This window comes from Sungkyunkwania multivorans (assembly GCF_042675645.1).
Lineage (GTDB): Bacteria > Bacteroidota > Bacteroidia > Flavobacteriales > Flavobacteriaceae > Sungkyunkwania > Sungkyunkwania multivorans.
Genome location: NZ_JBHTJH010000017.1, coordinates 1,287,847 through 1,301,709 on the forward strand (window position 1 = coordinate 1,287,847; position 13,863 = coordinate 1,301,709).

Below are 13,863 nucleotides of genomic sequence, written 5' to 3' on the forward strand. Positions count from 1 at the left end.
ATGAAAATTTTAGCATTCATATTATCAATTTATATTTTCGCGCTTAACTTGGCACCTTGTGAAGATAATGTTGCGCTTGATAATGAAGTTAAAATAGAAATTTCACAGGCTGTCGGTGACGATCATCAAAATTCAGATTTGTGTTCGCCATTCTGCAATTGTCATTGTTGCCATATCCACGCAACATATTTTAAAATTGTAGATTTTACAATAGATACAAACGATATTTCTACAGAAGTGTTTTATCACTTCAACGGTCTGGAAAAAGACTTCAATTCCACCATCTTACAACCACCCCAGGTATAATTCAGTTTTTATAGGATAACTATATCCTTTTTTGACCGTATTGGTCATTTTTATTCGATGGGTTTATCCAAACTTCCATCAAATTTTCAACTGAATTAATACATTTTCTATGATTAATAAAATCATTGATTTTTCAATCAATAACAAATTCATAATTGGTTTGCTAACGCTCACCATTATTGGAGCAGGTATTTGGAGTATGACCCAAGTACCAATCGATGCTGTTCCAGATATTACCAACAACCAAGTGCAGGTTATTACACAAGCACCAAATTTGGGAACGGAAGATATTGAGCAAATTGTAACCTATCCTGTTGAAGTCGCAATGAGCAACCTTCCCAATGTACAGGAAATTAGGTCAATTTCTCGTTTTGGCTTATCGGTGGTTACCATTGTGTTCGACGATGATATGGGAACATATTTGCCGCGACAATTAGTAGCAGAAAAACTAAACGAAGTCAAAGAGCAAATTCCAGCGGGTTTTGGCGAACCCACTATGGGTCCCATTTCAACAGGTTTAGGAGAAATTTACCAATACACACTAAAAGTAGCACCAGAGTTTAAAGACAAATATACCATTGCAGACTTGCGTTCTATGCAAGATTGGATTGTACAGCGTCAAATGGCTATGGTTGAAGGTGTGGTTGAAGTCAATGCTATAGGCGGCAAAATTAAGCAGTACGAAGTCGCTGTTGACCCAAACGATTTAAACGCTATTGGTTTGACTATTACAGATGTATTTAATGCACTTGAAGCTAATAACCAAAATACAGGTGGCGCATACATCGAAAAAAACCATCAAGCTAATTTTATTCGTGGGGAAGGGTTGGTGCGCAGTTTAGAGGATATTAAAAAAATAACGGTCAAGAACGTTAATAATATTCCTGTAACTATTGGTGATATTGCTACAGTTCAATTTGGTTCTGCAATTCGCTATGGTGCATTAACACAAGATGGTGAGGGTGAAGTTGTAGGTGGATTGGTGATGATGCTTAAAGGTGCTAATTCCAATGATGTTATCGCTAATGTAAAGGAGCGAATGGCACAAATAGAAAAGTCATTACCTGAAGGAATCATTATTGAATCATTGTTAGACCGAAGTAAATTAATTGGCGAAACAACCTCTACAGTTGCAACCAATTTAATTGAAGGCGCATTAATAGTCATTTTCGTTCTTATTTTCTTATTAGGAAACTGGCGAGGTGGTTTAATAGTAGCTTCGACCATTCCGTTGTCTCTGTTGTTTGCCTTTATATTGATGAATGTATTCGACGTGTGGGCAAATCTAATGAGTTTGGGGGCAATAGATTTTGGAATTATTGTCGATGGTGCAGTAATTATTGTTGAAAGTACTGTTTTTCTCATTACATCTCAAGTCCTAAAAAAGAAATGCCTTACAGCTAAAGAGCGCGATAAAGTAGCTTCTAATGCTTCAAAAAAAATGATGAATGCTGCCTTTTTCGGTCAGCTTATTATTCTTATTGTGTTTCTTCCAATTCTTGCTTTACAAGGTATAGAAGGGAAAATGTTTAAACCAATGGCATTAACTTTCATTTTTGCTATGATAGGTGCAATGGTGCTTTGTTTGACGTATGTACCAATGATGTCTGCATTGGTATTAAGAGCACCAAAAAACGACAAAAAATCTTATGGAGATAGATTTGTGCATTGGGTTGAGGATAAGTATCAACCATTATTGGTAAAGGCACTGAAAAAAGGAAAATGGATTATAGGTATTGCAGTCGTGCTATTCGGAATTACAGTTTTTATGTTTAGCCGAATGGGTGGCGAGTTCATCCCGCAACTCGATGAAGGAGATATTGCATTTCACGCCATTTTAAAACCAGGTAGTTCTCTAACAGAAACCATTGAAACAACGACAAAAATAGAGCAAATTGTAAAAGCTAAATTTCCAGAAGTCGAAAAAATAGTTAGTCGTATTGGTGTTGCAGAAATACCAACAGACCCAATGCCAATGGATTTAGCGGATGTTTTCGTAATTCTAAAACCAAAAAGCGAATGGACGACAGCTACTACTAAAGATGAGCTGATTGAGAAAATGAAAGAAGCGGTTGAAATCGTTCCGGGCGTTAATTATGAGTTTACCCAACCTATTGAAATGCGCTTTAATGAATTGCTTGAAGGTGTTCGAGAAGATATTGCCATAAAACTATATGGTGAAGATATTGATGTGTTGTCTCAAAAAGCTGAAGAAATATCTAAAATTATTGCAGGTACAGAAGGTATTGGTGATATGAAAGCGGAGGCAACAACCGGACTACCACAGATGACTATTAATTACGATAGGGATAAATTAGCGCAATACGGACTTCAAATAAATGCGCTAAATCGAACTGTACAATCTGCATTTGCTGGTGGTACGGCAGGCGTGATTTTTGAAGGTGAAAAACGCTTCGATTTAGTGGTGCGTTTAAGTTCTCAAAACCGAAAGGATATTTCAGATGTTCAAAACCTCTACATCAATCTACCTTCTCGCACTCAAATTCCATTACGTGAAATTGCGGATGTTAGCTACAAATCAGGACCAATGCAAATAAGTAGAGACAATACTAACAGAAGAACTTATGTAGGGATTAATGTGAGAGGTCGTGATGTAAAATCATTGGTAACTGAAATAAAGAAAAAACTAGATGCACAATTAGAATTACCATCAGGTTATTTCATTCGCTATGGTGGGGCTTTTGAGAATTTGGAACGTGCCAGTAACCGTTTACAAACTGTTGTTCCTATTGCATTATTGCTCATTTTTATATTAATATATTTTGCATTAAAATCCTTACCACAAACCTTAATGATTTATATCGCAATTCCTATGGCAACCATTGGTGGTGTCGTGGCATTGTGGTTACGTGATATGCCTTTTAGTATTTCGGCAGGTGTCGGTTTCATTGTGCTGTTTGGCGTTGCGGTTTTAAATGGATTAGTGATGATTAGCGGGCTCAACGAGTTAAAAGATGAAGGTGTAACCAATCTAAAAGATAGGATTGTAGAAGGCACAAAAAGAAGAATCAGACCAATTATGCTAACAGCATTTACAGATGTATTGGGGTTTTTACCTATGGCAATTTCGGCATCTGCTGGAGCAGAAGTACAACGCCCATTGGCAACCGTGGTTATTGGTGGATTAATGACTTCTACATTACTGACTCTATTCGTGTTACCAATTTTGTACCATTGGGTAGAAAACAAATCTTTTAAGTTCAAAATGAATAAAAAGATAGTTACAGCAACTGCGGTTTTACTTATAATGTTTGGTTTTTCGACACAAAGTAACGCTCAACAGATAAGCGATACACTTCCTGAAATAACAATACAGGAGGCTGTAAAACTCTCAAAAAACAATTATCCGTTGTTGAAGCAAAAGCAGTTGGAAATCACAAAACAGGAACAACTAAAAGCTACAGCCTATGATTTTGGCACAACTCAAATATTTACCGGAGGTGAGGAAATTAATAATGGAAATGGTATTTATACTACCATAGGAATTGGCCAAAGCAACATTGATGTGTTTGGTATTTCTGCGAAAAAGCGATTGCAAGAACAACGCATTCAATTAGCTCAAAAAGCGTTTCAGCTTTCAGAATTAGATTTAGAATTGGAAGTGAAAAAGGCTTGGACAAATACTTTGCAGAGTAAAAGGAATTATAATTTGTACAAAGAGTTAGATTCTATTTATATCAACTTCGAGAAAGCTGTTGCCTTAAATTATGAAGTAGAGGCCATTTCAAGATTAGAATATTCAGCAGCTAAAAATCAAGCCTTACAAATTCAAAATAAAAAAGCGCAGGCGTATAGTGATTATTTAGTCGCTTTACAGCAATTAAATCTATGGTTTGTTTCAGAGGAAATTTATACGGTTACTGATAAATTTGATATTGCTACGGATATAAATATGGAAGCATTCAATATTGAAAATCATCCGTTGTACAATATGGCACAGAATATTGTAGATGAAGCCGAAGCCAATTATAAAGCTGCAAAAGCAAATAATTTGCCAAAGTTCAACCTACAAGGGGGGTTACAAAAAGTTGATGGCAATTCGGGATTTTACACCTATCAAGCAGGTATTTCAATTCCGTTTTTATCTGGCTCAAACAAAGCGCAAATTAGAACTGCAAAAATTGATAAGGAGATAACGGAAGCCAATGTGCAATTCAAGCAAAAAGAAGTACAATCCAAATTTATTCAAGCTAAAGAAAATTACCAAAAATGGAAAACGTCTTGGCTTTTCTACAAAAATGAAGTGTTACCACTTGTGAAAGAACAAAAAGTGGGTGCTTTATTGGCATATAAAGAAGGGGAAATTGATTATACCGCATTTACACAACTTATAAAAGAAGCTGTTCAATCTGATTTGGAATCTCAAACCGCGCTAATCAATTATTTACAAAGTACATTTCAATTACAATATTTTAACCAATAAGACAATGAAAAATACATCATATAAATTTTTAACACTATTTATAGCTTCAATTTTAGTAACCGCTTGTGGAAATAAAAATGGCTCAGATGTTCATACCGACAATGGAGAACAAAAAACTGAAGCAAAGGAGTCGCAAAATGAAGGACAAGAAGTTGTGCTCTCAAAACAGCAGTTCAATGCTTTAAAAATGAAAATCGACACGCTTACATTACGCAATATGAGTGGCTATGTAGAAGCTAATGGAACATTGGAAGTCCCACCGCAAAACGAAGCTACTATAACTTCTGTGGTTGGTGTTAATGTAGTATCTATTAAAGTAATTGAAGGCGATAAAGTCAGTAAAGGTCAAGTAGTAGCTTACCTTTCTCACCCAAATATTATAAAACTGCAAACCGATTACTTAAATGCCCATAGTAATAGTGTTTTTTTGAAAAAGAACTATGAGCGTCAAAAAAAATTATACGATGCAGGTGTAGGTTCTGGTGCTAATTTTCAAAAGGCAGAAGCAGAATATAATGCTTCAAAAGCAATGGTAAACGGATTAGCTGCCCAATTAAAAATACTAAACGTCAACACCACTTTAGTTCGTAACGGTACTATTGCTCAACAAATTGCATTACGTAGTCCAATAGAAGGTTTTGTACAAAAGGTTGAAGTAAAAACAGGCCAATACGTAGAGCCTCAAACCGAGTTATTTGAAGTTGTAAACACGCATCACGTGCACGCTGATTTAATGGTGTTTGAAAAGGATGTGTATAAAGTAAAAAGAGGTCAGAAAGTATCTTTTACTATACAATCCGTTCCGGATGAAGAACTTACAGCAGAAATCTATTCCGTTAGCAAAACTTTTGAAGACAATCCAAAAGCAGTTCACGTTCACGCAGAAATTGAAAACAAGAAAGGCAACTTAATCCCTGGAATGTATATTCAAGGTAAAATTCAAGTAGAGAACACCAAGACAAAAGCATTACCAGAAAGTGCGATTATTAAAGATGGCGATAGGTATTATGCATTTTCAGTAGAAAAAGAAAATGAAGATTGGAGTTTTAAACCAGTAGAAGTTATTTTGGGTGCAAAAGACAACAATTGGATAGCGGTTCAATTTTCTAAAGACATAGAGTCAAATACAAAATTCGCTTATAATAATGCATACTACCTTATTGCAGAAATGAAAAAAGGTGAAGCAGAACACGAACATTAATTATGGAAACAATAGAACAACTATTAGAGTCAAAAAACATACGTGTTACTGCAATGCGCTTATTAATTTATAAGTTCCTTGCGGAAAACCAGGTGGCCGTAACGTTAAGTGATATTGAGAACGCTTTTGAAAAGGCAGACAGAACAACACTATATAGAACAGTTAAAACATTTGTAGAAAAAGATATTGTACACCAAATAGACGACGGTACAGGTATAGTAAAATATGCACTATGTGAACAAGATTGCAGCTGTGAAATTGAAACGGATTTACACCTGCACTTTCATTGTAATAACTGTAATGAAACCATTTGCTTAACAGAACATAAAATACCTCAAATTAAAGTGCCAGAAGGTTTTGTTTCAGAAAATGTAAACTTGGTAGTAAAAGGTATTTGTGATAAATGTAGCGGTTAATAATGCACTTCCATTGCAGGCAATTTTACAATAGCTTTGAATTATTAATAATTTAACAATGAAGAAAAAGAAACTCAATTTACGAGATATAAAACCAAATCCAAAAAAAGAGCATAGTCAAAATGATGGTCACAATCACAACGGTTCAGAAAGCTTAGGAAAGTTTAATACCTATTTGCCAGCAATTTTCAGTTTTGTAATGTTAATGATAGGTATTGCTATCGATTATTTCGATATGTTCCCATATTTTAAAGGATGGATTCGTTTACTATGGTATGTGGTAGCCTATATTCCCGTAGGTTTTCCTGTGATAAAGGAAGGGTGGAACAGTATTAAAAGTGGCGATTTTTTTACCGAATTTTTCTTAATGTCTATTGCAACCATAGGCGCATTCGTAATTGGAGAATATCCTGAAGGAGTAGCGGTAATGTTATTCTATGCTGTTGGTGAGTTATTTCAAAGTGCAGCAGTAAATAAAGCAAAGGGCAATATTAAAGCTTTGCTCGATGTACGTCCTAATGAGGCTTTGGTATATCGCAATAATGATTACATTTCTGTAAGTCCAGAAACGGTTGAAATTGGCGAAAAAGTGCAAGTCCGTGTTGGCGAAAAAGTGCCTTTAGACGGTATTCTACTTTCCGAAAAAGGCTCATTTAATACAGCAGCATTGACAGGCGAAAGCAAACCTGATACAATTGCAAAAGGCGAGAAAGTATTTGCAGGCAGTATTAATATGGATGGTGTTATTGAAATTGAAACTACCAAAGAGTTTAAGGATAGTTCCATTGCGAGAATTTTAGATATGGTGCAGAATGCAACAGCAAGAAAATCAAAAACAGAATTATTCATCAGGCAATTTGCACGCATTTATACACCAATTGTTGTGTTTTTGGCTATTGGTGTTACTTTCATTCCTTACTTTTTCGTAGATGATTATGTCTTTAGAGACTGGTTATATCGTGCCTTAATATTTTTGGTTATATCCTGTCCTTGTGCTTTAGTCATATCCATTCCGTTGGGTTATTTCGGAGGATTGGGTGCAGCTTCAAAAAATGGAATTTTGTTCAAAGGAGCTTCCTTTTTAGATGCTATGACCAAAATAAATACATTGGTGATGGACAAAACAGGAACGGTTACCAAAGGTGTTTTCAAAATCAAGGAAATCAAGTCTATAGGTTGGGAAGAATCTGAATTTATGAAATACCTAATGGCTATGGAAGAACAATCCACACATCCAATCGCAAAAGCCATTTTGGAATATAAAGATGAGGGTGCAGATTACAAGGCTTCCGAAGTATCTGAAATAGCAGGAAAAGGTTTAAAAGGTATTGTAAATGGTAAGACTGTTTTAGTTGGTAACAAAGCTCTAATGACAGCCAATAAAATCAATGCTTTAGAGGAAACAGAAACTATTGTAGAATCTATAGTGTTAGTATCAATAGACAATACATTTGCAGGCTATGTTGTTATTGCAGATGAATTAAAAGATGATGCCAAAGAAACAATTACCAATTTGCACAAAGTAGGTGTCAAAAATATAATAATGCTCTCTGGTGACAAACATTCCATTACCCAACAAGTCGCAAGAGAATTAGGAATTGAAAAAGCTAAAGGAGGATTATTACCAGAGGATAAGCTAAATGAAGTTGAAGCTTTAAAGAAGAATCCAGAAAACAAAGTAGCATTTATAGGTGATGGCATCAATGATGCACCTGTTTTAGCAGCAAGTAACGTGGGTATAGCTATGGGTGGCTTAGGAAGTGATGTGGCTATTGAAACCGCAGATGTCATTATTCAAACCGACCAACCTTCAAAAGTAGTTAGAGCTATTAAAATTAGTCGTTCCACTCGAAAAATTGTATGGCAGAATATCATATTGGCTTTTGGCGTAAAAGTTATAGTATTAATTTTAGGAGCAGGTGGTTTAGCAACAATGTGGGAAGCAGTTTTTGCAGATGTTGGTGTTGCATTGTTAGCAATATTGAATGCTGTTAGATTGCAAAGAATGACTTGGAGTTAAAGCATAATACTATGAAGAGAAAAGAACATTGGGAAAACGTTTTTAAAACAAAACCCTTAAACGAAGTGAGTTGGTATGAAGTTGTGCCAGAAACATCTTTATCTTTTTTTAAAGAATCTAATATTTCTAAATCTGCAAAAATCATCGATATTGGTGGTGGAGATAGTTTTTTGGTAGATAATTTATTAAAGCTAGGTTATAAAGATATCACGGTGTTAGACATTTCTGAAGCTGCATTAGATAGAGCTAAACAACGTTTAAAAGGCCAATCAAAGAAAGTAAAATGGATTGTAGCCGATGTTGCTGATTTTTCACCACCAGAACACTATGACTTTTGGCACGATAGAGCAGCATTTCATTTCTTAACAGAATTACAAGATATAAATGGTTATATCGAAACTGTTCAAGAGTATCTAAATAAGAACGGTAATTTAGTTGTTGCCACTTTTTCTGAAAATGGTCCCAAAAAGTGTAGTGGTTTAGAGATAAAACAATATTCGGAAAGCACCATGACCAATCAATTTAAAATGTACTTTGATAAAATTAGGTGCATTAAAATTGACCATAAAACGCCCTTTGATACCAATCAAAATTTCGTGTTTTGCTGGTTTAGAAAAATAACGTAATCATTCATAATCATTGCCGTTGAATTTTTCTGAATAAAAGAAGGTGAATGAGTAAATTCTACAAATCCTTCAGCAAATAACGTAACATATTAAAGACTTTAAATCCTGAAATTTGTAGGCTACAAATGAACATAGGATTATGGAGACCATAAACATATTTAAAACCAAAGAAAAGAACCATAAATTAGGAATAAAAGAATCATTCCCGGTTACAGGTATGACCTGTGCGTCTTGTGCAGCGAGTGTTGAATCTGTATTAAAACATACGGAAGGCGTTTTTGATGCAAGCGTAAATTTTGCCAATAGCTCTGTTCTTGTAGAGTACGACAAAGAGTTGAGTCCTAATCAACTTCAAAATGCACTTCGCGAAGTGGGCTATGATATTATCATTGATGCGGAGAATCCTTCGGAAGTACAACAAGAACTACAGCAAAAGCACTATCAAGACATAAAAAATCGCACTATTTGGTCAGCCATTCTTACGATTCCAATTTTTGTATTAGGAATGTTTTTTATGAAATGGGAACCAGGTAAGTGGATTTCTTTACTATTGGCTTTCCCTATTCTGTTTTGGTTTGGGCGTAGCTTTTTTGTCAATGCTTTCAAGCAAGCGAAAAACGGTAAGGCGAATATGGATACCTTGGTGGCCTTGAGTACCGGAATTGCATTTTTGTTTAGTATTTTCAACACCTTTTTTCCTGAATTTTGGTTGAGCCGTGGTATCGAGCCTCACGTCTATTATGAGGCGGCTACTGTCATTATAACTTTTATTTCCTTGGGGAAACTTTTGGAAGAAAAGGCAAAATCCAATACCTCTTCAGCCATTAAAAAGCTGATGGGTTTACAACCCAAAACGCTAAAGATTATTGAGAATGGGGAAGAAAAGGAGATTTCTATTTCGACTGTGCAAGTAGGTCAAACTATTTTGGTAAAACCTGGAGATAAAATTCCTGTAGATGGGTTGGTGTCTAAAGGAAGCTCTTATGTAGATGAAAGTATGATTACGGGAGAACCTGTTCCAGTAGAAAAATCAGATGGTGGAAAAGTATTTGCGGGTACGGTAAACCAAAAAGGTAGTTTTCAATTTACCGCTGAAAAAGTAGGTGGAGAAACCTTGCTTTCCCAAATCATTAAAATGGTTCAGGAAGCCCAAGGAAGTAAAGCACCTGTACAGAAACTGGTTGATAAAATCGCAGGAATATTTGTTCCGATTGTATTAGGGATTTCTGTTATTACCTTTATTGTTTGGATGTCGGCTGGAGGCGATAATGCATTTTCACAAGCCTTGTTGACATCTGTAGCAGTATTGGTTATAGCCTGTCCTTGTGCGTTAGGTTTGGCAACACCTACTGCCATTATGGTGGGTATTGGTAAAGGTGCAGAAAACAATATTCTTATAAAAGATGCCGAGAGTTTAGAACTCGGTCATAAAGTGAATGCGGTCATTCTTGATAAAACGGGTACCATTACAGAAGGGAAACCGTTAGTAACTGATATACTTTGGAAGGATAAACTTGAAAATCAAAATCAATACAAACAAATTCTTTTGGCAATAGAAGCACAATCAGAACATCCTTTGGCAGAAGCGGTAGTCAACCATTTTAAGGAACAAGATGTTCAACCCGCCGAAATCACTTCTTTTGAAAGTATCACGGGAATGGGTGTTAAAGCAGAATCGGAAAATGGGACAAAATACTTTGTAGGCAACCATAAATTAATGGTCAAGAATGATATTCAAATCGATGCTGCCTTAATGCAAACAGCAGAAAGCCTCGAAGAACAAGCAAAAACAGTCATTTTCTTCGGTAATGAAAAACAAGTGCTGGCGATACTCGCTATTGCAGACAAGATTAAGCAAACTTCAAAAAAGGCCATTGCAACGCTTCAGGAACGAGGTATCGAGGTTTATATGCTTACAGGAGATAATAATAAAACTGCATCTGCTGTCGCAAAACAAGTAGGAATAACAAATTACCAAGGGGAAGTAATGCCTTCAGAGAAAGCAGCTTTTGTGGAAAAACTGCAAGCTGATGGTAAGATAGTAGCTATGGTTGGTGATGGTATCAATGATTCCCACGCTTTGGCACAAGCCAATGTAAGTATCGCAATGGGTAAAGGTTCGGACATAGCAATGGACGTTGCGAAAATGACCTTGATAACGTCTGATTTGCAATCTATTCCAAAAGCGTTGGAACTATCAAAAAGAACCGTATTGGGCATACGCCAGAATCTGTTTTGGGCATTCATATATAATCTCATTGGGATTCCAATTGCAGCAGGCGTTTTGTATCCCGTAAATGGATTTTTATTGGACCCAATGATAGCAGGAATGGCAATGGCATTCAGTAGCGTTTCTGTAGTCGCGAATAGCCTAAGATTGAAACGAGTAAAACTTTAATATTAATTATAAATTCAAATACAATGAAAACTTTAAAATTTAAAACAAATATCAATTGTGGTGGTTGCGTCTCTAAAGTAACCCCATTTTTAAACAAGCAAGAAGGTGTGGAAAGTTGGGAAGTGGATACCACTAATCCTGATAAAATTTTAACCATAGAAAGCGACGGTGCTTCAGAAGAAGATATAAAGGCTACATTGCAAAAAGTAGGCTTTAAAGCGGAAGCCGTAGATTAATATTCTCGTTTTAATATGGTCTATATTTTAATTTTGGTTGTGATTCTTCTGTTTGCTATTCATTTTTATCGAAAAGCGAAGCGGCATAGCGTGAAGCCATTTCCAGAGCATTGGCACAAATTATTAATGGAGAATGTTCTTTATTATGAAAATCTTTCTAAAGGCAGGCAACTTGTTTTTCAACAAAAAATGATGCAGTTTTTAAGTGAGGTTTATATAGATGCTGTGCAGTTTGAATTGGAAGAATTGGACAAAATTTTAATTGCAGCAAGTGCGGTAATTCCTGTTTTTGGATTTAATGAATGGCATTACACTAATTTAAGCGGTATTTTATTGTATCCAGATAATTTTAATGAAGATATGCAATTTAACAGTAAGGATAGCGCACGCAATATTGGTGGAATAGTGGGGAATGGACGTTTTGAAAAGCAAATGATATTATCGAAGAAAGCCCTTTACCACGGTTTTAAAAACACAACTGATAAAAGCAATACTGGCATACACGAATTCGTACATTTAATTGATAAGTTGGATGATAGAACAGATGGTATGCCAGAACGATTATTAGAGCATCAATATGCAATTCCTTGGCTGAATTTAATACATAAGGAGATGGAAGCGATTAATGATAACCATTCCGACATTCGTAAATATGGCGGTACAAACCAAGCAGAATTCTTTGCAGTAGCTTCAGAATATTTCTTCGAACGTCCAAACTTGCTTAAAAGGAAACATCCAGAGCTGTATAAAATGTTGGTGAAGTGTTTTAATCAAAGACTAGCAAATCCAATTAAAAATTGACTACACTATCCAAGGCATCATCAGCTTCTTTATGTATAAAATTAGCTTGATAATTTAATGTTGTCTTTAAATCGCTATGGCGGTATAGCTTCTGAAGCATTAAGGGGTGAATGGTATCACCAGCGATGTTACCAAAAGTATGCCTCGCAATGTGCATAGTAACCTTCTTATCTATTTTTGCCTTTTTAGCAATAGACTTTAGATTATCATTAAATTTCTTGGTAGCTGTCTTTCTTTTGTTATAGATGTCTTTAGCGTCATCGAGATTCGCTTTTTTCAATTCAGGGAAAACAAAATCCGTTGGGTATCTCTTATCGTCCCTGTAGTAATCTAAAATTTTAAAAACTTTATCTGGTATTTTCAATGATAATAATTTCGAGTTTTTATTCATTCTATAATGTAGTCTGCTGTCATAAATATCGGACCACTTTGTCCATAGAACATCAGTAACTCGCATACCGGCAAAATTGAAACTGAAAAGCCAAACATTTCTTGTATGACATTCATTATTAGTTAGGTTTTCAAGAGATTCGATAGCTCTTACTTCAATAATATTCAATCCAATTTTATTGGTTTCCGGAAATTTAATTTTAATCTTATCACCACCAAAAGGGTACAATTCCCTACTAACAATTTTAAGCCTTATTGCCTTATTGAATAATAAACGGATAAACACCAATATATTCATTATTGACGTTTCAGCTAGAGAATGTTCAACTTTTAGATATATCATCAATTTCTTCAGGAAACGCTCGTCGATTTCCTGAAAGGAAAGTTGTTTGGATTTATTGAATTTTAAGATATAACTTACCAAAGCACTATCTGTGGATAGGCGGTTTAATTTTTCAGCAGCTTTCAATTCATCGAGATGCTCTTGGGCAAGTTCAAAAAAGGTAGAAGTATTACCCAATGCGTATAGCTCTTTTTTGATTTGGTTTGCAGAAGCATCTTTGTGTTCTGATTGCAAATCAATAAGTGCTTTATTGGCATCAGAAAGTTCTTGTGATAACAACTTGTTTAAACTGTCCGAGTTTTGATTTGATTTCTTTACTCGAATGTTTTTTTCGTCCCAATCCTCTAAGTCGATATAATGACCAATATATTGGTATGTTGAGCGACGATTTTTTGTGATACGAATAGCTAGTGGATATAGACCTTTACTGTTCGTTTTTTTGCGCAGTACTATTTTTGCATTTGACGACATAATTGACCTGTTTTGAGTACGAAAGTCAAATCAGGTACAACATAGGTACAACATTGTATTTTGAGCTTAATTTTTGTTGTAAACTTTCGATAAAGATACAAATTTATTAGACTTTTTAGGTACAACATAGGTACAACAAATGCTGAAATCAATTGATATTAGATGATATCAAAGAAAATGATGTTTTTTATAATCAATTGAAAATGAGTGA

Annotated in this window: 10 protein-coding genes; 9 read left to right on the forward strand and 1 reads right to left on the reverse strand. The window is 35.2% G+C overall.

Going from position 1 to position 13,863, the window contains the following annotated elements; translation table 11 throughout:
• The 9 genes from ACFQ1M_RS17285 (at position 1) to ACFQ1M_RS17325 (ending at position 12,448) form a co-directional block, all read left to right on the forward strand.
• Positions 1 to 306, forward strand: coding sequence for a DUF6660 family protein (locus tag ACFQ1M_RS17285; protein ID WP_386410638.1), 306 nt, complete (start codon positions 1 to 3; stop codon positions 304 to 306).
• Positions 307 to 415: 109 nt separating this feature from the next.
• Positions 416 to 4,750 (forward strand): CusA/CzcA family heavy metal efflux RND transporter, encoded by a 4,335-nt coding sequence (locus tag ACFQ1M_RS17290; RefSeq protein ID WP_386410641.1) that lies wholly within the window; start codon positions 416 to 418, stop codon positions 4,748 to 4,750.
• Positions 4,751 to 4,754: 4 nt separating this feature from the next.
• Positions 4,755 to 5,951 carry an efflux RND transporter periplasmic adaptor subunit gene (locus tag ACFQ1M_RS17295; protein WP_386410644.1) on the forward strand — a complete coding sequence of 399 codons (1,197 nt, stop codon included), beginning with the start codon at positions 4,755 to 4,757 and terminating at the stop codon, positions 5,949 to 5,951.
• Positions 5,952 to 5,953: 2 nt separating this feature from the next.
• Complete coding sequence (locus tag ACFQ1M_RS17300; protein WP_062054120.1) at positions 5,954 to 6,367, forward strand: Fur family transcriptional regulator; 414 nt, start codon at positions 5,954 to 5,956, stop codon at positions 6,365 to 6,367.
• 58 nt (positions 6,368 to 6,425) lie between these two features.
• Positions 6,426 to 8,387 carry a heavy metal translocating P-type ATPase gene (locus ACFQ1M_RS17305; RefSeq protein WP_062054118.1) on the forward strand — a complete coding sequence of 654 codons (1,962 nt, stop codon included), beginning with the start codon at positions 6,426 to 6,428 and terminating at the stop codon, positions 8,385 to 8,387.
• Positions 8,388 to 8,398: 11 nt separating this feature from the next.
• Positions 8,399 to 9,013 (forward strand): class I SAM-dependent methyltransferase, encoded by a 615-nt coding sequence (locus ACFQ1M_RS17310; RefSeq protein ID WP_062054428.1) that lies wholly within the window; start codon positions 8,399 to 8,401, stop codon positions 9,011 to 9,013.
• A 139-nt stretch (positions 9,014 to 9,152) separates the two neighbouring features.
• Positions 9,153 to 11,411 (forward strand): heavy metal translocating P-type ATPase, encoded by a 2,259-nt coding sequence (locus ACFQ1M_RS17315; protein WP_386410649.1) that lies wholly within the window; start codon positions 9,153 to 9,155, stop codon positions 11,409 to 11,411.
• A gap of 23 nt (positions 11,412 to 11,434) precedes the next feature.
• Positions 11,435 to 11,647, forward strand: a complete 213-nt coding sequence (locus tag ACFQ1M_RS17320) for a heavy-metal-associated domain-containing protein (RefSeq protein ID WP_386410652.1) — start codon at positions 11,435 to 11,437, stop codon at positions 11,645 to 11,647.
• A gap of 15 nt (positions 11,648 to 11,662) precedes the next feature.
• The gene (locus ACFQ1M_RS17325; protein ID WP_386410655.1) at positions 11,663 to 12,448 is read left to right on the forward strand and encodes a M90 family metallopeptidase; all 786 of its coding nucleotides are present in this window, start codon (positions 11,663 to 11,665) and stop codon (positions 12,446 to 12,448) included.
• On the opposite strand, the gene ACFQ1M_RS17330 is transcribed toward ACFQ1M_RS17325, so the two are convergent.
• Complete coding sequence (locus ACFQ1M_RS17330; protein ID WP_386410658.1) at positions 12,438 to 13,652, reverse strand: phage integrase SAM-like domain-containing protein; 1,215 nt, start codon at positions 13,650 to 13,652, stop codon at positions 12,438 to 12,440. The two genes, ACFQ1M_RS17325 and ACFQ1M_RS17330, sit on opposite strands and share 11 nt — an antisense overlap.
• Positions 13,653 to 13,863 lie beyond the last annotated feature (211 nt).